This is a genomic window from Mycobacterium sp. NGS61 (assembly GCF_059812325.1).
The window spans coordinates 344,883-364,428 of record NZ_JCALCL010000002.1; the positions used below are offsets into that span (position 1 = coordinate 344,883).

Genomic DNA, 19,546 nt, shown 5'->3' on the forward strand with positions numbered 1-19,546 from the left:
GCGTTGGGTCACGGGGAAAGGAACACGGCAGGCATGAGTCCGGCATCCGTGCTTGACTCCATCCTCGAGGGAGTCCGGGCCGACGTTGCCGCGCGCGAAGCCCGGGTGAGTCTCTCCGAGATCAAGGCCGCCGCCGCCGCCGCGCCGAAACCACTTGATGTGATGGCCGCACTTCGCGAACCGGGCATCGGAGTCATCGCCGAAGTCAAGCGCGCCAGCCCGTCGAAGGGGGCGTTGGCGCCCATCGCCGATCCGGCCAAGCTGGCCCGCGCCTACGAGGACGGCGGCGCGCGGATCATCAGCGTGCTGACCGAGGAACGACGCTTCAACGGCTCCCTCGACGACCTGGACGCGGTGCGTGCCGCGGTGTCGATTCCGGTGTTGCGCAAAGACTTTGTGGTGCAGCCCTATCAGATCCACGAGGCGCGCGCGCACGGTGCCGACATGTTGTTGCTGATCGTCGCCGCACTGGACCAGTCCGCGCTGGTGTCCATGCTCGACCGCACCGAGTCGCTCGGCATGACCGCGCTCGTCGAGGTGCACACCGAAGAAGAGGCTGACCGCGCATTGAAGGCCGGGGCCAACGTAATCGGCGTCAACGCCAGGGATCTGGCGACCTTGGAGGTCGACCGGGACTGCTTCGCGCGCATCGCCCCAGGGTTGCCCAGCAACGTGATCAGGATCGCCGAATCCGGTGTGCGTCATACCGGTGACCTGCTTGCATACGCCGGAGCGGGCGCCGACGCCGTCCTGGTCGGCGAGGGCTTGGTCAAGAGTGGTGACCCGCGCGCGGCGGTCGCCGACCTGGTGACCGCGGGTACCCATCCGTCCTGTCCGAAACCGTCTCGCTAGCCGTTGATGTGCCGCGGGCGCACTGAGTCTTTGTGATGGCAGATTTGTCCAACCCGGATATTCCGCGCACCAGTGCGGCCGTCGTCGAACGCACCCATCACGACCCTGATCAGGGTGGGCATTTCGGCGTATACGGTGGCCGCTACGTGCCCGAAGCGTTGATGGCCGTCATCGAAGAGGTCACGGTCGCTTACGAAAAGGAGCGCGTGGACCAGGATTTCCTGGACACGCTGGACAAACTGCAGGCGCACTATGCGGGTCGCCCGTCGCCGCTGTATGAGACGGCCCGACTCGGCGAGCACGCCGGGTTCGCCCGAATCTTCCTGAAGCGAGAAGACCTGAACCACACCGGTTCTCATAAGATCAACAATGTCCTGGGTCAGGCGCTGTTGGCGCGCAGGATGGGTAAGACCCGGGTGATCGCCGAGACCGGCGCCGGCCAGCATGGTGTGGCCACCGCCACCGCGTGCGCGTTGCTGGGCCTGGATTGCATCATCTACATGGGCGCGGTCGACACCGCGCGCCAGGCGCTCAACGTGGCACGGATGCGACTGCTCGGTGCGCAGGTGGTCTCGGTGGAGACCGGATCGCGAACCCTCAAGGACGCCATCAACGAAGCGTTCCGGGACTGGGTGACCAACGCCGACAACACTTATTACTGCTTCGGCACCGCCGCTGGACCGCACCCGTTCCCCACCATGGTGCGCGATTTCCAGCGCATCATCGGGTTGGAGGCGCGCGTCCAGATCCAGCAGCAGATCGGCAGGCTGCCCGATGCCGTGGTGGCCTGCGTCGGCGGGGGATCCAATGCGATCGGCATTTTCCACGCTTTCCTCGACGATCCGGGCGTGCAGCTGGTGGGATACGAAGCGGCCGGTGACGGCGTGGAGACCGGACGGCACGCGGCGACATTCACGGGCGGTTCACCCGGCGCGTTCCAGGGCTCCTACTCGTATCTGCTGCAGGACGAGGACGGCCAAACCATCGAATCGCACTCCATCTCAGCAGGATTGGACTACCCGGGCGTCGGCCCGGAACATGCATGGCTCAAGGAGATCGGCCGTGTGCGCTACGACCCGATCACCGACACCGAGGCCATGGAGGCGTTCGGCCTGTTGTGCCGCACCGAAGGCATCATCCCGGCCATCGAATCCGCGCACGCGGTAGCTGGTGCCCTCAAGCTGGGTGCCGAATTGGGAAGGGGCGCGGTCATAGTGGTCAACCTGTCCGGTCGTGGCGACAAGGACGTGGAGACCGCCGCGAAGTGGTTCGGCCTACTGGACACGTGATGACGGTGGAACAGAGCGAAGCAAGCAGACTGGGTCCGCTGTTCGAGGCGTGCCGCGCGGACGCCCGGGCGGCGCTGATCGGCTACCTGCCCACCGGCTATCCCGACGTGCCGACGTCGGTGCGGGCCATGACCGCGTTGGTCGAATCCGGTTGCGACATCATCGAAGTCGGGGTGCCCTATTCGGATCCGGGGATGGACGGGCCCACCATCCAGCGGGCTACCGAGGTGGCGCTCAGCGGGGGAGTGCGGATCAGGGACACGTTGGCCGCAGTCGAGGCGATCAGCGGAGCGGGCGGTCACGCGGTGGTGATGACCTACTGGAATCCGGTGTTGCGCTACGGCGTTGACGCGTTTGCGCGAGACCTGGCGGCAGCCGGCGGCCATGGCCTGATCACCCCGGATCTGATTCCCGACGAGGCGCAATCCTGGCTTGCGGCGTCTGACGAGCACGGACTGGACCGCATCTTTCTGGTCGCGCCGTCGTCGATGCCCGAACGGTTGGCGAACACCGTCGAGCTCTCGCGGGGGTTCGTCTACGCGGCGTCGACGATGGGCGTGACCGGCGCACGTGATGCGGTATCGAACGCCGCACCTGAACTGGTGGGGAGGGTGAAGGCGGTGTCGGACATACCGGTTGGAGTCGGTCTGGGTGTGCGCTCGGGCGAGCAGGCCGCACAGATCGGCAGCTACGCCGACGGCGTCATCGTCGGTTCAGCGCTGGTTTCTGCACTGGCCGAAGGTCTGCCGACATTGCGCGGGCTGACCGAGGAACTCGCCGCCGGCGTGCGCAGCGTGGCACGGATATGACGACTGCTATGTCCGAGAAGCTGCTGGCCTACTTCCCCAGCCCGCCGCGCGGGGTGTGGCACCTCGGCCCGTTGCCGATTCGCGCCTACGCGTTTTTCATCATCGTCGGGATCTTGGTGGCGCTGTTGATCGGGGACCGGCGCTGGGTGGCCCGCGGCGGTGAACGCGGCCTAATTTACGACATCGCTTTGTGGGTGGTGCCTTTCGGCCTGATCGGCGGACGGTTGTACCACCTTGCGACGGACTGGCGGACGTACTGGGGTCCGGGCGGCGCCGGGTTGAGTGCGGCGCTGCGTATCTGGGACGGTGGGTTGGGAATCTGGGGTGCGGTCGCACTCGGTGTGTTCGGTGCCTGGCTCGGGTGCCGGCGCAACGGAATTCCGTTGCCGGCCTTCCTCGACGCGGTCGCGCCCGGAATTGTGTTGGCGCAGGCCATCGGCAGACTCGGCAACTACTTCAACCAGGAGCTCTACGGGCGCAAGACCACGCTGCCGTGGGGTTTGGAAATTTTTTACCGCAAGGACCCCGCCGGGTTCCAGGACCCGCATTCTCTCGACGGCGTCTCCACGGGTGAGGTTTTCGCCGTCGTACAACCCACGTTCCTCTACGAATTGATCTGGAACGTCCTGGTATTCGCTGCGCTGCTCTACCTGGATCGTCGCTTCACGCTCAGCCACGGGCGGTTGTTCGCCAGCTACGTCGCGCTGTACTGCGTCGGGCGATTCGGCGTGGAGTTGTTGCGCGACGACACAGCGACGCTGATCGCCGGCATCCGGATCAACACGTTCACCTCCACTTTCGTATTCATCGGTGCGGTGGTTTACCTGATCGTGGCGCCTAAGGATCGCGAAGATCCGTCCTTGCTGCGCGGCTTCGGTGACGACGAGGAGTCGTCGACACCGGAACCGGCCGAGGAGCTTGCGGCGGTAGGTACGGGATCGGTGGTGATGGTCAAGGGCGCGGCCGGTAAGGGCGGAAGCGCTGGTGCGGAGAAGGTCGAGACTGCTGAGCCTGAGGCAACCGAGTCGGTCGATGCTGTCGGCGACGAGGCGCTGGACGAGGATCTCGAGTCTGCTATCGCTGAAGCCGATCCACTGGTCGCCGAGGGGGAGGTTGGCGACGAGACGATGGACGCCGCCGCGGATGAGTCGGTAGCCGGGGCACCCGATGGCGAGGCTGACGAATCAGCTGAGTCGGATGCGGAGTCGGTTGATGCCGTCGCGGATGAGGCGTTGGACGAGGATCTCGAGTCTGCTATCGCTGAAGCCGACCCGTTAGTCCCACAGGTTGTGTCTGATGCGGAGTCCGCCGATGCTGTCGCCGATGAGGCGTTGGACGAGGATCTCGAGTCTGCTATCGCTGAAGCCGACCCGTTAGTCCCACAGGTTGAGTCTGATGCGGAGTCCGCCGATGCTGTCGCGGAGGAGGCGGTTGCTGAGGAGCCTGCGGCTGAGGAACTGGCGCCCGAGGCTGAGGTCGCTGAATCCACTGAGTCTGATGCTGAGTCGGTTGAGGTGGGTGCTGAGGAGTTGGCGCCTGAGCTTGCGGTCGCTGAATCCACTGAGTCTGATGCTGAGTCGGTTGACGCCGCCGCGGAGGAGGCGGTTGCTGAGGAGCCTGCGGCGGAGGAACTGGCGCCCGAGGCCGAGGTCGCTGAGGCCACGGAGCCTGATGCTGGGTCGGTCGACGCCGCCGCGGATGAGGCGGTTGCTGAGGAGCCTGCGGCGGAGGAACTGCCGTCTGAGCCTGAGGTCGCTGAGTCCACCGAGCCTGATGCTGAATCAGTTGAGGCGGGTGCTGAGGAACTGGCGTCCGAGCCTGAGGTCGCTGAATCCCCTGAGCCGGACGCCGAGTCGGCGGATGACACCCACGACGAGTCGCCCTCGGAGGATGCCAAGCCCGCCCAGGCTGAACCCGAGACCGACGCAACCGACATCGAGTCCGTCAGCACGCAAAGCCCAGAGCCGTCCGACAGCGACACGGCTGAACCCACCGAAGATGACAAGCCGGCCTCAAGCGCAGCGAGCACACCGCCGGTGGCCGGCCCAGCGCGGCAGCGATGGCGAGATCGGTTCAGGAGGCGCCGGTCCTAGCGGTCACCTGACGCTCGTCGCAGGCTGCGTCTTCTCAGAGCGTCTCCGCGACCTCACCGGCAGCGCGCCGGATCTGGCATGCTGAGACCGTGACTGACCAGCCGTGGGCCGCTGACGAGCAACCGTATCCGCCGCACCAGCAACCGGGATACCCGCCGCCCTATCCACCTGCACCGCATTACGGCGGCCCCTACGACCCCTCGGCACCGTTCGGTCGCCACCCCGTCACCGGTCAACCGTATTCGGACAAGTCGAAGACGGTCGCAGGACTGCTGCAACTGCTGGGGCTGTTCGGCATCGCCGGGATCGGCCGCATCTATGCCGGACACACCGGACTCGGCGTCGCTCAACTGCTCGTCGGCTGGGTCACCTGCGGAGTCGGTGCCGTCATCTGGGGGATCATCGACGCGGTGCTGATCCTGACCGACAAGGTCACCGATCCGATGGGTCGACCACTACGCGATGGAACCTAACGGGCCGACACCAGCCACCGACGAACAGGACCGTCGGCGTCCCGGGCGTTACGCGGCCGTCGGATCGGCGGTCCTGCTCGGCGGCGCCCTGACCTACATCGGTCTGGCCGACCCCCACCAGCCGGGTTCGGTTTACCCGCAGTGCCCGTTCAAGTTGATCACCGGGTGGAACTGCCCGGCCTGCGGCGGCCTGCGGATGACCCATGACCTGCTGCACGGCGATCTGGTGGCCGGCATCAACGACAACGTCTTCTTCCTGGTCGCGCTCCCGCTGCTGGCGGTGTGGATTGTGCTGCGGCGCACGCGTCGGCAGTCCTACCTTCCGATCAGGACGACGGCCCTGTTCGTCGTCGCCATGACTGCGTGGACGGTGGTCCGCAATCTCCCGGGTTTTCCTCTGGTACCCACGGTGCTCACCGGATAGTTACGCGCCTCGCGGCTCTGGGACCCCCAGATGCCAGCAAGCGCGACTATGCTTTGGCGTCGTGACTAGACGCGGAAAGATCGTCTGCACTCTCGGACCGGCAACTCAAAAAGACGAGTTGGTCAAGGCGCTCGTCGAAGCAGGTATGGACGTCGCCAGAATGAATTTCAGCCACGGCGACTACAGCGATCACGAAGCCGCCTACAAGCGGGTTCGGGCGGCCTCAGATGCCACCGGCCGCGCCGTCGGCGTGCTCTGCGACCTGCAAGGCCCGAAGATCCGGCTGGGCCGGTTCGCCGACGGACCCACCCATTGGGAAGACGGCGAGACGGTCCGGATCACCGTCGACGACTGCGAGGGCACCCACGACAGGGTGTCGACCACCTACAAAAGGCTGGCCGAGGACGCGACCGTGGGCGACCGCGTTCTGGTCGACGACGGCAAAGTCGGACTGCAGGTCGAAAGCGTCGACGGCAACGACGTGGTCTGCAAAGTGGTCGAGGGCGGCCCAGTCAGCAACAACAAGGGCATCTCGCTGCCCGGAATGAACGTCTCCGCCCCCGCTCTGTCGGAGAAGGACATCGAGGACCTGACGTTCGCGATGGAACTCGGCGTCGACATGGTGGCGCTGTCGTTTGTCCGATCGCCGTCGGACGTCGAACTGGTCCACGAGGTCATGGATCGGGTCGGGCGACGGGTGCCGGTCATCGCCAAGCTGGAGAAGCCGGAAGCGATCGACAATCTGGAGGCCATCGTCCTGGCCTTCGATGCCGTCATGGTGGCCCGCGGTGACCTCGGGGTGGAGTTGCCGCTCGAAGAGGTGCCGTTGGTGCAGAAGCGGGCCATTCAGATGGCGCGGGAGAACGCCAAGCCGGTGATCGTGGCTACCCAGATGCTCGACTCGATGATCGAGAATTCCCGGCCTACCCGGGCCGAGGCCTCCGACGTCGCCAACGCCGTCCTCGACGGGGCCGACGCGCTGATGCTCTCCGGCGAGACCTCGGTGGGCAAGCACCCGTTGCAGGCGGTCAAGACGATGTCGCGGATCGTGTGCGCGGTCGAGGAGAACTCAACGGCCGCGCCACCGCTGACGCACGTGCCGCGCACCAAGCGCGGGGTGATCTCTTACGCGGCCCGCGACATCGGGGAGCGGCTGGACGCCAAAGCGCTGGTCGCCTTCACCCAGTCCGGCGATACCGTGCGGCGCCTGGCCCGCCTGCACACACCGCTGCCGCTGCTGGCTTTCACCGATCTGCCTGAGGTGCGCAGTCAGCTGGCCATGACGTGGGGCACCGAGACGTTCATCGTCCCGCACATGAAGTCGACGGACGGGATGATCCGCCAGGTCGACAAGTCGCTGCTCGAGCTGGGCCGCTACAAGCGCGGTGACCTGGTGGTCATCGTGGCGGGCGCGCCGCCCGGCACGGTGGGTTCCACCAACCTGATCCATGTGCACCGGATCGGTGAGGACGACGTCTAGCGGCGCCATAGGCTGACGCGGTGTCAGATTTCGACGAACTACTGGCGGTCCTGGACCTCGACCACGTCGCCGACGACAGTTTCACCGGGCGCCACCCCAGTAAGAATCCGATGCGGACCTTCGGCGGGTTGCTCATGGCGCAGTCATTCATCGCCGGCACCCGGACACTGACCCGCGACCTGCCGCCCAGCGCCCTGTCGGTGCACTTCGTCAACGGCGGCGACACCGCCAGGGACATCGAATTCCACGTGGTGCGGCTGCGCGACGAGCGCCGCTTCGCCAACCGGCGGGTGGACGCGGTGCAGGACGGAGTGTTGCTGTCCTCGGCAATGCTCTCGTACATGTCCGGTGGCGCCGGACTCGAGCATGCCGTAGATCCGCCGCAGGTCGCCGATCCGGAGTCGGTGCCACCTCTGGGTGAGCTGTTGCGCGGCTACGAAGAGACCGTTCCACTTTTCGTCAACGCGTTGCAGCCGGTGGAATGGCGTTACACCAACGACCCGTCCTGGGTGATGCGGGACAAGGGCGGGCGGCTGGACTACAACCGCGTCTGGCTCAAGGCGAAAGGCGTGCTGCCCGATGATCCGGTGCTGCACACCGCGACCATGCTGTACTCCTCGGACACCACCGTGCTGGATTCGGTGATCACCAGGCACGGATTGTCCTGGGGTTTCGACCGGATCTTCGCGGCCTCGGCCAACCACTCGGTGTGGTTTCACCGCCAGGTCGACTACAACGACTGGGTGCTGTATTCGACGTCGTCGCCGGTGGCCGCCGATTCGCGTGGGCTGGGTACCGGGCATTTCTTCGATCGCACCGGGCAGGTCGTCGCCACGGTGGTGCAGGAAGGCGTACTGAAATACTTCCCCCGCCACTAACTTTGGTGGCCGAGCAGACGCAGAATCGCCTAGCTGCTCAGCGTGTCGTGCGATTCTACGTCTGCTCGCGGGGGACCGGGGAGCGGCAGGCGGGCGCAGCGGAGATCGGCGGGCAGGTGGTGGGTGGCGACCACCACCGTCTTGCCGTCGCCGAGCACCGCGGAATCGGGATCCAACAGCTCACGCAGCACGCGGTCGGCGTCGGACCTGTCGAGGTGCTCGGTCGGCTCGTCGAGCAACAGGATCCGCGCGGGGCACAGCAACGCCCGCGCCAGCAGCAGCCGTCGACGTTGACCGGCCGAAACCGCTTGCGCACCACCGATCAGCACGGTCGACAACCCGTCGGGCAGACCGGCCACCCAGGCGCCCAGGCCGGCGGCCTGCAGCGCCGCGGTGATCTCCTCGTCGGTGCAGTCGCCGCGGACGACCAGCAGATTGTCCCGGACAGTGGTGGCGAAAAGGTGCGCATCTTCGGCGAAAAAGCAAACCGCGGAACGCAATTCGTCCTCGGCCAGGTCACCCAGGTCGATGCCGTCCAGCCGCACCTCGCCGCGCAACGGTGGCAGCAGGCCGGCCAGCGTCATCAGCAGCGTCGTTTTTCCGCAACCGCTGGGGCCGGTGACCGCCAGCCTGCTGCCCGGCGCGAGGTCGAGCACGCTGTGCTGGGATCGGCCGCCGGCATGACCGGAATACACATCCGCGGACAACCGGCCCGACGGTCGGGGCAGCGATGCCGTGCCCGCCGCAGCGGCAGTGTCGCATGGCGCCAGGTCCAGCAGGCGACGCGCCGCGATCCGTGACCGGGTCAACTGCACCGCAGCCCCGGGGAGGGCGGTGGTGGCTTCAAATGCCGACAGCGGCAACAACATCAGTACAGCCAGGGTGGTCGGCGCGACCGCCGAGGCCATGCCGATCCCGGCCACTACCGCACCGAGCACGCTGACGCCGATGGCCGCGGTGGGCAGGGCCTCGGCGACGGCGGCCGGCCGCGCGGCGGCATCCAGCGCCGTACCCCAACTGCGCTGCTGTTGCTCTGCCGCCGCGACGAACCGCGGAAGCACCCCCGCGACCCGAAGTTCGGGCGCATGTTCCAGGGTGAGCATCGCCGTCGCGTCGCGTTCCGAATGATGCTGACGGGCAATGGTTTCCTGCTCGGTAGCGGCCCGCCCGGCAAACGCCGGCGCGATGACCCCGGCCGCCACCAGACAGATCGCCAACACCGCGGCCGCCGGCAGCGAAATGAGTCCCACCACCACGACGGCGGACACCGCCAGCACCGCCGCGACTGCCATCGGGACCACGGCGCGCACCAGCACGTCGGCCAGCGCGTCGACGTCGGCACCCACCCGCGACACCAGTTCGCCGCTGGACAACCGAACTGCTTGCGCAGCAGGCCCGGACGACAGTCGGCGGTAGATCCGGGTGCGGGCCGTGTTCGCCGCCCGGAGTGCCGCATCGTGGGTAGCCAACCGCTCGCAGTAGCGCAGCACGCCACGCGAGATGGCGAACGTCCGGACCGCCACGACCGCGACGGACAGGTCCAGCACCGGGGGCATCTGCCAGGCGCGGGTGATCAGCCACGCCGACACTCCCGCCAACGCCAGCGCGCTGCCCAGCGACAGCACGCCGAGCGCGATGGCGACCAGGATGCGGGACAGTCTCGGGCGCAACAATGTTGCCGCTTGGGCGAGTGGATCAGACTCGCACACGGTGCGCCTCGCGGGATAGTTCGACGACCCGGTCGCCGATGCTCAACACACTTTCGCGATGTCCGACCAGTACCACGGTGGTGCCGACGCGTGCGCGAGCAACGATGGCCCGCAGCACCCGCGCTTCGGTGGCCACGTCCAGGTGGGCGGTGGGCTCGTCGAGCAACAGCACCGGGGCGGCAGATCCCAACGTGCGCGCCAGTCCCAACCGTTGGCGCTGCCCGAGGGACAAGCCTTCGCCGCCGCGGCCCAGCGTAGTGTCCATACCATCGGGCAGCTCACGCAGAACTTCGTCGAAACCTGCTTCCCTGCAGGCGCTTTCCAGATCGTCAAGCTCGCCGAACAACGACAGATTGTCCCGCACTGTTCCGGGGATGAGCACCGGACGTTGCGGCAGCCAGGACAGTTGGCGCCACCACGACTCGGGTGCCAGTTCGGCGAGGTCGGCGCCGGCCACCGTCACTCGACCAGACGTGGGCATCGTGAGCCCGGCGATCACCTGCAGGACGGTGCTTTTCCCGGCGCCGTTCGGACCGGTCAGCACGGTGACGGTGGCTGGTTCGATGACGGCGGTCAGGTTGTCGGGCGCATGACCGTCGCGGGACGCGACGCAGAGCTGTTCCAGCCGGATCTGCGCCCCGCGCGCGGTGACGGTCTGCTGACCCGGCGGCGACGGGTGCGGTTCGCCGATGAGCGCGAACGCCGCGTCGGCCGCGGCACGGCCATCCTGTGCGGCATGGAATTCCACCCCGATGCGGCGCAGCGGCCAGTACACGTCAGGTGCCAGTAACAGCACGGTCAACCCGGCACCCAGGCTCATCTCGCCGAAGACCAGTCGCAGGCCGATGCTCACCGCGACCAGTGCGACACCCAGCGTCGCCAGCAATTCGAGGACCAGGGCGGACAGGAACGCGATCCGCAACGTGGACATGGTGGAACGGCGGTGAGCTGCACCGAGTTCAGCGATGCGCTGCTCCGGACCCCATGCCCGGCCCAGTGCACGCAGCGTCGGGATGCCGGCGATCAGATCCAACAATCGAGCCTGCAGGGTGGTCATGGACACCAGGGCGGCCGCCGATCGTTCGGCGGTGGCCAGTCCGATCAACACCATGAAGACGGGAATGAGCGGCAGTGTGATCAGCACGATCACCATGGATTTCACGTCGTAGAGGGCGATCACCGCGACGGTGGCCGGTGTCAGGATCGCAGCCAACAACAGCGTCGGCAGGTAGTTGGCGAAGTACGGCCGCAGGCCATCCAGCCCACGGGTCACCACTGCTGCAGCCGAATTATGCTGCGCTGCAATCTCACTAGGTTGCCGGTAACTCACCGCGGTCAACACCTGACCACTCAGGTCGGCGATCACCGCGCTGGCACCCCGCTGGCTGAGGCGGGCCTGCAGCCACTGAGTCACCGCGCGAACAGTCCAGAGACCCGCCATGATCGACAGCGGAATCACCCAGTGGGAGTGTGGCGAATGGTCGGTCACTGCCCGCGCGACGACGTCCGCGAGCACAATCGCCGAACCGATTGCACACCCGGAAATCACCACACCGCAGGCGACGCTGGCGATCAGATTCCGGCGCAGCGCGGTCGATACCCGCCACAGTCGTGGGTCCAGTGGTCCCCGCGAACTCCTCGTGGTCAGGACGTTCGCCTCGTCAGGCCGATCGACGGAGGTATCCGGTCCGCCGATATCCGTTGCCGGAAAACCCAATACGTCCAGGCCTGGTAGACGATGGTCAGCGGGGTCATGATCACGGTGACCCAGGTCATGATCTTGAGGGTGTAGTCGGTGGAGGACGCGTTGTAGATAGTGAGGTCCCACTGGCTGTTCAGCGTCGAGGGCACCAGATTCGGGTACAGCGAGCCGAACAGCAGCACCACCACCGCGGCTACCACCAGCAGCGTGCTGACGAATGCCCAGCCGTCGGAGATGCGCCGCCACACCAGCAGCACCGCTGCCAACTGAGCGACGACCGCCACTGCCAGCACCGCCCACGTCCATTGCTTGCCGTGCGCCAACTGCGTCCAAACGCCAAATGCCGCAACCAGTATCGTCACCGGCAACGCCAACCACCGCCCGAATCGTAGGGCATCGTCGCGGATGTCACCGGAGGTCTTCAGCGAGACGAATACCGAACCGTAGAACATGAAGAGTCCGGCTGTGGCGAGCCCGCCCAGCAGGGTGTATGGGTTGAGCACGTCACCCACCGAGACATTGACCCGGCCGTCGGCGTTCACCGGCAGGCCGCGCACCAGGATCGCGAAGGCGGTACCCCACAAGACCGCAGGCAGCCAGGAGCCGACCGCGATGGCAAAGTCGGCCCAACCCCGCCATCTCGGGTCGTCGACCTTGCCGCGCCACTCGATGGCCACTACCCGCACGATCATGCCGAACAGAATCGCCAACAACGGCAGATAGAGGGTGGAGAAGACCGTGGCATACCAGCCCGGAAAGGCAGCGAACATCGCCGCGCCGGCGGTGATCAGCCACACCTCGTTGGCGTCCCACACCGGGCCGATGGTGTTCAGCGCCGCACGTCGGTGCGCCTCCCGATCGCCCTTGCCGACCCGTGCGAACGGGGCCATCAGCATGCCGACGCCGAAGTCGAAACCCTCGAGGATGAAGAAGCCCAGGAACAGCACCGCGATCAGGCCGAACCACACTTCTTGCAGATTCATCGTCAGCTCCTAGTAGGCGAACGACAGCGGCTTGACGTCGTCTTCCTCAACAGCGGGCGCCGCGGGTTCGGCGTCGTGTTCCAGCGGCCCTTCGACGATGTAGCGCTTCAGCAACCAGAACCAGACGACCGCGAGCACGGCGTAGATCAACGTGAATGTCGTCAACGAGGCGATGACCATGCCGGGCCCGTGGTGAGACACCCCGCTGGCCACGGTGAGGTGGACGTTCGGGTCGCCGGTGGGGTTGGGCACAACCAGCCAGGGCTGGCGACCCATCTCGGTGAAGACCCAGCCTGCGCTGTTGGCCAGGAACGGGGTAGGGATCGTCAGTAGGGCGAACCAGGCGAACCAGCGCTGACTCGGGATCCGTCCGCCGCGGGTCAACCACAACGCGAGCAGGGCGAACAGCACCGGGACCACCAACAGCCCGATCATCATGCGAAACGACCAGTAGGTGACGAACAGGTTCGGCCGGTAGTCATTGGGGCCGAACCGTTGCTGGTAGTCCTGCTGGATGTCGCGCACGCCCTGCAGCTTGACGCCCTCGAACTTGCCCTCGGCCAGGAACGGCAGCACGTAGGGCACCTCGATGACCCGGGTCAGGGCGTCGCAGTTGTTCTGTCGACCGACGGTCAGGATGGAGAAGTCCGGGTCGACCTCGGTGTCGCACAACGATTCGGCGGACGCCATCTTCATCGGCTGCTGCTGGAACATGAGCTTGCCCTGGTGGTCTCCGCTGAAGAACAGGGCGGCGGTGGCCAGCAGCACGACCCAGCACCCCAGCACGGTCGCGGGCCGGTACATGGCCCGGGTGCCCGGGTCCACCGTGCTGGTCTGCGACCGGACCAACCACCACGCGCTGACGGCGGCGACGAAGGTGCCCGCGGTGAGCAGCGCGCCGGCGACCGTGTGGCCGAACGCGACCAGCCCGGTGTTATTGGTGAGCAACGCCCCGATGTCGTTGAGCTCGGCGCGGTGCGTCGTCGGGTTGTAGTGCACACCCACCGGGTGCTGCATGAACGAGTTCGCGGTGATGATGAAGAACGCTGAGACGTTGACGCCGATCGCGACAATCCAGATGCACGCCAGATGCACCAGTCTGGGCAGCCGGGACCAGCCGAAGATCCACAACCCGATGAAGGTGGACTCGAAGAAGAAAGCGAGCAGTCCTTCCATCGCCAGCGGCGCGCCGAACACATCGCCGACAAACTTGGAATATTCGCTCCAGTTCATGCCGAACTGGAATTCCTGCACGATGCCGGTGGCCACGCCGATGGCGAAGTTGATCAGGAACAACTTGCCGAAGAACTTGGTCAGCCGGTACCAGGCGACGTTGTCGGTGACCACCCACGCCGTCTGCATGACGGCCAGCAGTGGAGCCAGTCCGATCGTCAGCGGCACGAAGATGAAGTGGTAGACGGTGGTGATACCGAACTGCCAGCGCGATATGTCGACGACATTCATCTGTCATCTCCCGGGGCTGCGGGGACAATCGAATAACTACGACAAACTGTAGTAGTTAGCGTGGGCCAACGCCAGCGTCACATCGGCTGGTGGAACCCGGTGTTGGTCTGTGAGGCCTTGCGGATGCCGAACGCCGACACCACTTCGAAAATGCCGATGACGATCAGGCAGATGCCCACGACGTACGCCAGGGTGATGATCGAGTCGAACGGCGACGCCATCACGATGAGGCCGGCGAGCAGGCTGACGATGCCGACGAAGATCGACCAGGCGCGCCCAGGGAGGCCCGGGTCGCTGATCGCCGAGACGGTGGTGGCGACCCCGCGGAAGATGAAACCGACGCCGACCCAGATGGCCAGCAGCAGCACCGCGTTGCCGAAATGGCGAAACGCCAGCACCGCAAGAATCACCGAGGCCGCGCCGCTGATGAAGAGCAGGATCCGACTGCCCGCCGTCACATGCAGGCTGAAGGCGAACACCACCTGAGCGATACCGGTGATGAGCAGGTACGCGCCGAAGAAGATCGCGGCCACCAGGACGGTTTGCCCCGGCCAGGCGGCCACGGCAGCGCCCAGCGCGAGCGACAAGATGCCCGACAGGAGCGTCGACTTCCACAGGTGCGGCAACAAACTCGGGGCAGGCAGCGGGGCGGGGTGTGTTTCCATGCAACCAGTGTGGCGTATGGGGCTGTGCGGGTACAGAGTCTTCCGGCCTCAGACGTGAGCGGCGCGCGGATCCTCGGCCGGCACGTCGGCGGCTTCATCAACCGGCTTGCGGCCGACGAGGTACCAGGTGCGCATCACGCCTTTGCCCTTGACGTCGATATAGCCGCGCTCGCGCAGGATGAAATCGTCCTTCAGTCGTTCGTAGACCTCGTCGGGAACCTGGATCTGGCCCACCGAATCGGTGGACTCCATCCGCGACGCGACATTGACCGCGTCGCCCCACACGTCGTAGAAGAACCGGCGGGAACCCACCACGCCGGCCACCACCGGACCGGTGGCCAGGCCGACCCGCAGCGGCACCGAGCGGCCGTGCGGATCCTTCAGGGCGGCGGCGACGTCGGCCATGTCCAGTGCGAAGTCGGCCAGCGCGTGCACATGGTCGGGCCGGGGTCGCGGAACGCCGCTGACCACCATGTACGAGTCCCCGCTGACTTTGATCTTCTCCAGCTCGTACTTGTCCACCAACAGGTCGAAGGCACTGTAGAGACGGTCCAGGAACCGCACCAGGTCGGCCGGCGCCGTGCTGCTGGCCCGCTCGGTGAACCCGACGATGTCGGCGAACAGCACCGACGCCTCGTCGTACTTGTCCGCGATGACCCGGCGCTCGGGCTCCTTGAGCCGTTCGGCGATGCTGGCCGGCAGCATGTTGGCCAGCAGCGCTTCGGAACGTTCGTACTGTTCCTCCATGACGGCCTCGGCCCGGGCGGTGTCGCGTAGCGCGAAGAAGACCGTCGCGACGACCATCACGCATGCCGACACCGTGGTGACGACGAATCCGGTGGACTGCGCCCACGGCGGCTGCAGGCCGGTGTTCCGCGGGATGACGAACTCGGTCAAGATGACCAGCCCCGCACCGACCGCAGCCAGGAAACTTGCCAGCACGATGTGCTCGATGCCCAGCAGCAGCACCACCAGGCAGGACCCGACGATGAAAAACAGTTGGGCGCCCGAACCGGTGCCGACATCCCAGCAACTCGCCAGAACTGTCGCGTAGGCGGTGGTGATGAACGTCAGGGGCGCCACCAATTCGCCGAAGCGATGCAACATCGGGATGGCCGCAAAGATCAGCGCGGCGACGATGTTGATCGCGATGACCTGCCACAGCCAGGAGCCGATGAACAGCTGCACGGCGATGAAACTGACGCTGACCAGGACCGCCATCCAGGAGGTGATGCTGAGCACCCTGGCTCGGCGCGCGGCGGTGTCGGCGTAATGCTGACGTATGTCGCGGGTTTGCGAGCGGGCAGCCGCGACGCAGTCCGGCCGGCGGGCGTCTTTGCCGGCTGAGAGGACACCGCACTTCTTCGCGGCCACGTAGTTAGCCTAACGGTTGAGCTCGGATGACGGGCGATCCTGCCGTCGTGAGTGTTCCTCACCACAACATGCAAGTTCGCCACAAAAATTCCGCAGGCATTGCGGTACTCGTGCCTGGTCGTTTCAGCTGTCGCCGAGGCGGGTGAGGTGCTGCGCTTCGGAGATGCAGATGTCGCGGTAGGCCTGCATGCCGTTGTCGGCGGCAATTCGTGGGACGCGAACAAGGTCCTCCCTGAGGCACTTGGCCGCATAACCCAGCACGGGTTGCGCTGACGGATCGGACGGGTAGCTGTCCATTCCGCGCTGCGCGATCAGATCTGCGATGTTGAAGAACGTCTGGGCTGCGTGAAACACGTTGGCGCCACCGGCATTCGGGTGCCCGGCTCGCACGGCATAAATAGTTGCCGTCAGCGCGTCATTCACTGCCGAGTGGTAGAAGGAGTAAGCCGGATCGTCTTCGTCGACCAGGCGACCCATCAGCTTCGACAGCGTCGCTCCGTCGTCATCGGGCGTCGCGGCCCACGCGGTGTGCAACGCGTCGAGTAGTACGTCGTGGTCTTCGGCGGTCAATGTTCCCAGTGCATTCACCGCGACGATGACGGCGCGTTGCGCGCTGCCGATCGCGAAAAGCGCCTTCTCCCGGTCGGTGGCGCGTGCGGCGAAAGCTGTGATTTCAGCACCGGGGAAAGCAGTGGTCACGGCCCACCGCGCCGCTCCGGCACCGGGCCACCGCCGGGACAGCGCCGTGTCGTAGCAACACGGACGTCGTGGCAGGGATGGCTTGACCTGGTGATTTGCGGTGCCCTCGGTGAGATTCGAACTCACACTGTACGGGTTTTGAATCCGTTTCCTCTGCCAGTTGGGATACGAGGGCTTGGCGTCCGGCCTCCTACCTTAAATGAGGCACCCCGAGTTCCTGTTCGCAGCCGCCCACGACACAATGTTCGTCATGACGGGCCCCACCACCGACGCCGCCGCCGCTCCGCCGCGTCGGGTCCTGATCGCGGAAGACGAAGCGCTCATCCGCATGGACCTGGCTGAGATGCTGCGAGAGGAGGGGTACGACATTGTCGGCGAGGCCGGTGACGGTCAGGAGGCCGTCGAGCTGGCCGAGCAGCACAAGCCTGACCTGGTGATCATGGACGTCAAGATGCCTCGCCGCGACGGGATCGACGCGGCCACGGAGATCGCCAGCAAACGCATCGCGCCGATCGTGGTGCTGACCGCTTTCAGCCAGCGTGATCTGGTCGAACGCGCACGCGACGCCGGCGCGATGGCCTACCTGGTGAAGCCATTCACCGCCAGCGACCTGATTCCGGCGATCGAGCTGGCGATGAGCCGGTACAGCGAACTCACCGCACTGGAACGTGAAGTGGCCACGCTGTCCGATCGTCTCGAGACCCGCAAGCTGATCGAGCGCGCCAAGGGTCTGCTGCAGGTCAAGCAGGGGATGACCGAGCCGGAAGCCTTCAAGTGGATTCAGCGTGCCGCCATGGACCGCCGGACGTCGATGAAACGGGTCGCCGAAGTGGTGCTGGAAACCCTGGACACCCCGAAAGACGCCTGATCCTCAGCGCGCGAGGGTCGAGCGTCCTCAGATGTGCGCTAAAAGGGCTCTGCGAGTGCGCTTTTGGGGCCGCTCGCGGCCAAAAGGCTGTGCCCGCGCGAGTTAGAGCGCGACGATCACCGACGAGCCGTGGCCGAACAGCCCCTGGTTCGCGGTGACGCCCACCCGCGCGTTCTCCACCTGGCGGCCGGTCGCCTGACCCCGCAGCTGCCAGGTGAGCTCGCAGACCTGGGCGATCGCCTGCGCGGGGATGGCCTCGCCGAAGCACGCCAGCCCGCCTGAGGGGTTCACCGGTACCCGGCCGCCTAGCGCTGTCGCCCCGGACCGCAGCAGCGCCTCGGCCTCGCCTCGACCGCACAACCCCAAGTGCTCGTACCAGTCGAGTTCCAGCGCGGTGGACAGGTCGTAGACCTCGGCCATGCTCACGTCCTCGGGCCCGATGCCGGCTTCGGCGTAGGCGGCGTCCAGGATCTGGTCCTTGAACACCCGCTCGGGTGCGGCCACCACCGCGGTGGAATCTGTTGCGATGTCGGGTAATTCGGGTAGATGCTGCGGGTACTGCGGGGTCACCGTGCTGACCGCGCGCACCGACGGGACGCCGTCCAGCGAGCCCAGATGCTTGCGGGCGAAGTCTGCACTCGCCACGATCAGCGCTGCCGCGCCGTCGGAGGTGGCACAGATGTCCAACTGCCGCAACGGATCTGACACCACCGGGCTGGCCAGCACGTCCTCCACCGACGACTCCTTGCGGTAGCGGGCGTTCGGGTTCTGCAGGCCGTGTCGGGAGTTTTTGACTTTCACCTGGGCGAAGTCCTCGGACGTCGCGCCGTAGAGGTCCATTCGGCGTCGCGCGAGCAGTGCGAAGTACACCGGGTTCATTGCGCCGATCAGGTGGAAGCGCTGCCAGTCGGGGTCGTTCTTGCGCTCACCGCCGACGGGTGCGAACGCGCCTTTGGGGGTGGTGTCGGCGCCGATCACCAGCGCGACGTCGCAGAACCCGGCCAGGATGTGGGCGCGGGCGCTCTGCAGCGCTTGGGAACCGGACGCGCAGGCCGCGTACGACGACGACACCGGCACACCGTTCCAGCCCAATTTCTGCGCGAACGTCGATCCGGCGATGAAGCCTGGGTACCCGTTGCGGATGGTGTCCGCGCCGGCGACCAGCTGGATCTGCCGCCAGTCCAGCCCCGCTTCAGCCAGCGCCGCCCTAGCGGCGACCACGCCATACTCGGTGAAGTCGCGGCCCCATTTGCCCCACGGGTGCATGCCCGCGCCGAGGATGTACAGCGGTTCCGGGGAGCTCATGGCGCAATCCTCCAGGCGTGCACGATCCGTTCGACGCCGTCGGCGTCGGTGAACAGCGTCATGGTGGCCAGCTCCATGTCCATGCCGACCTTCAGGTCGGCGGCGAGCGTGCCCTCGACGACCTTGCCCAGCACGATCAACCCCTCGTCGGCCAGTTCGACCGCGGCGATCGCGAACGGTTCGAACTCGCTCGGGGCCGGGTAGGGCGCCGGCGGCGGGTACCGGTTCTCGGTGTAGCTCCACAGTTTTCCGCGCCGAGACAGGGCGGCGGATTCCAGGGTGTCGCTATCACACGCCGGATTCGGGCAGTTGTTCTCCCGCGGCGGGAAAACATAGGTACCGCAGGCGGGACACTTGCTGCCGGTCAGGTACGGGCGGTCGGCGTCGTCGGTGGCGAACCATCCATCGATCGCCGGTTCTTGGCTGGTGACCTCGGGCACCCGCCAAGACTACCAAGCGCTTGTTTGGGAGCGCCAGGT

At 66.3% G+C, this 19,546-nt stretch carries 18 protein-coding genes and 1 tRNA gene; 9 read left to right on the forward strand and 10 right to left on the reverse strand.

All coding sequences use genetic code 11. The features are described from left to right. The first annotated feature begins 33 nt into the window (after positions 1 to 33). From trpC to AC5Y3Z_RS06300, 8 genes are all read left to right on the forward strand, one after another. On the forward strand, positions 34 to 852 hold the full coding sequence (gene trpC, locus AC5Y3Z_RS06265) for an indole-3-glycerol phosphate synthase TrpC (protein WP_463825211.1): 819 nt from the start codon (positions 34 to 36) through the stop codon (positions 850 to 852). A gap of 35 nt (positions 853 to 887) precedes the next feature. After that, positions 888 to 2,141, forward strand: a complete 1,254-nt coding sequence (trpB, locus tag AC5Y3Z_RS06270) for a tryptophan synthase subunit beta (protein WP_463825212.1) — start codon at positions 888 to 890, stop codon at positions 2,139 to 2,141. Continuing rightward, positions 2,138 to 2,950: a tryptophan synthase subunit alpha gene (gene trpA / locus AC5Y3Z_RS06275; protein ID WP_463825213.1), complete on the forward strand. Its 813-nt coding sequence runs from the start codon at positions 2,138 to 2,140 to the stop codon at positions 2,948 to 2,950. The genes trpB and trpA overlap by 4 nt, the downstream gene beginning before the upstream one ends. 8 nt (positions 2,951 to 2,958) lie before the next feature. Further along, positions 2,959 to 5,043, forward strand: a complete 2,085-nt coding sequence (locus AC5Y3Z_RS06280; RefSeq protein WP_500001802.1) for a prolipoprotein diacylglyceryl transferase — start codon at positions 2,959 to 2,961, stop codon at positions 5,041 to 5,043. Positions 5,044 to 5,132: 89 nt separating this feature from the next. Next, positions 5,133 to 5,516: a TM2 domain-containing protein gene (locus tag AC5Y3Z_RS06285; RefSeq protein ID WP_463825215.1), complete on the forward strand. Its 384-nt coding sequence runs from the start codon at positions 5,133 to 5,135 to the stop codon at positions 5,514 to 5,516. Next, complete coding sequence (locus AC5Y3Z_RS06290; protein ID WP_463825216.1) at positions 5,506 to 5,940, forward strand: DUF2752 domain-containing protein; 435 nt, start codon at positions 5,506 to 5,508, stop codon at positions 5,938 to 5,940. The genes AC5Y3Z_RS06285 and AC5Y3Z_RS06290 overlap by 11 nt, the downstream gene beginning before the upstream one ends. Positions 5,941 to 6,001: 61 nt before the next feature. Further along, positions 6,002 to 7,420, forward strand: coding sequence for a pyruvate kinase (pyk, locus tag AC5Y3Z_RS06295; RefSeq protein WP_463825217.1), 1,419 nt, complete (start codon positions 6,002 to 6,004; stop codon positions 7,418 to 7,420). Between the two features lie 20 nt (positions 7,421 to 7,440). Next, positions 7,441 to 8,298 carry an acyl-CoA thioesterase II gene (locus tag AC5Y3Z_RS06300; RefSeq protein ID WP_463825218.1) on the forward strand — a complete coding sequence of 286 codons (858 nt, stop codon included), beginning with the start codon at positions 7,441 to 7,443 and terminating at the stop codon, positions 8,296 to 8,298. 29 nt (positions 8,299 to 8,327) lie between these two features. Here AC5Y3Z_RS06300 and cydC read toward each other — a convergent pair whose 3' ends face one another. From cydC to AC5Y3Z_RS06340, 8 genes are all read right to left on the reverse strand, one after another. Further along, positions 8,328 to 10,007 (reverse strand): thiol reductant ABC exporter subunit CydC, encoded by a 1,680-nt coding sequence (cydC, locus tag AC5Y3Z_RS06305; protein WP_463825219.1) that lies wholly within the window; start codon positions 10,005 to 10,007, stop codon positions 8,328 to 8,330. After that, the gene (cydD, locus tag AC5Y3Z_RS06310; protein WP_463825457.1) at positions 9,994 to 11,595 is read right to left on the reverse strand and encodes a thiol reductant ABC exporter subunit CydD; all 1,602 of its coding nucleotides are present in this window, start codon (positions 11,593 to 11,595) and stop codon (positions 9,994 to 9,996) included. The genes cydC and cydD overlap by 14 nt, the downstream gene beginning before the upstream one ends. A gap of 56 nt (positions 11,596 to 11,651) precedes the next feature. Next, positions 11,652 to 12,692 (reverse strand): cytochrome d ubiquinol oxidase subunit II, encoded by a 1,041-nt coding sequence (cydB, locus tag AC5Y3Z_RS06315; RefSeq protein WP_473140247.1) that lies wholly within the window; start codon positions 12,690 to 12,692, stop codon positions 11,652 to 11,654. Positions 12,693 to 12,701: 9 nt separating this feature from the next. Next, complete coding sequence (locus AC5Y3Z_RS06320; RefSeq protein ID WP_463825221.1) at positions 12,702 to 14,156, reverse strand: cytochrome ubiquinol oxidase subunit I; 1,455 nt, start codon at positions 14,154 to 14,156, stop codon at positions 12,702 to 12,704. Positions 14,157 to 14,233: 77 nt separating this feature from the next. Then, a complete protein-coding gene (locus AC5Y3Z_RS06325; RefSeq protein ID WP_463825458.1) occupies positions 14,234 to 14,839 on the reverse strand; it encodes an HdeD family acid-resistance protein in 606 nt (201 codons plus the stop codon). A 30-nt stretch (positions 14,840 to 14,869) separates the two neighbouring features. Beyond that, positions 14,870 to 16,195 carry an adenylate/guanylate cyclase domain-containing protein gene (locus AC5Y3Z_RS06330; protein ID WP_463825222.1) on the reverse strand — a complete coding sequence of 442 codons (1,326 nt, stop codon included), beginning with the start codon at positions 16,193 to 16,195 and terminating at the stop codon, positions 14,870 to 14,872. A 123-nt stretch (positions 16,196 to 16,318) separates the two neighbouring features. After that, entirely contained in the window at positions 16,319 to 16,894 is a 576-nt protein-coding gene (locus AC5Y3Z_RS06335) for a hypothetical protein (RefSeq protein WP_463825223.1), read from the reverse strand. 101 nt (positions 16,895 to 16,995) lie between these two features. After that, positions 16,996 to 17,069: transfer RNA gene (locus AC5Y3Z_RS06340), tRNA-Leu, on the reverse strand. A 75-nt stretch (positions 17,070 to 17,144) separates the two neighbouring features. On the opposite strand from AC5Y3Z_RS06340, the gene AC5Y3Z_RS06345 reads away from it, so the two are divergent. Next, entirely contained in the window at positions 17,145 to 17,762 is a 618-nt protein-coding gene (locus AC5Y3Z_RS06345) for an ANTAR domain-containing response regulator (protein WP_463825224.1), read from the forward strand. 102 nt (positions 17,763 to 17,864) lie between these two features. On the opposite strand, the gene AC5Y3Z_RS06350 is transcribed toward AC5Y3Z_RS06345, so the two are convergent. Next, on the reverse strand, positions 17,865 to 19,067 hold the full coding sequence (locus tag AC5Y3Z_RS06350; protein ID WP_463825225.1) for a lipid-transfer protein: 1,203 nt from the start codon (positions 19,065 to 19,067) through the stop codon (positions 17,865 to 17,867). Beyond that, positions 19,064 to 19,507 (reverse strand): Zn-ribbon domain-containing OB-fold protein, encoded by a 444-nt coding sequence (locus AC5Y3Z_RS06355; protein WP_463825226.1) that lies wholly within the window; start codon positions 19,505 to 19,507, stop codon positions 19,064 to 19,066. Before AC5Y3Z_RS06355 ends, AC5Y3Z_RS06350 begins: the two co-directional genes overlap by 4 nt. Positions 19,508 to 19,546 lie beyond the last annotated feature (39 nt).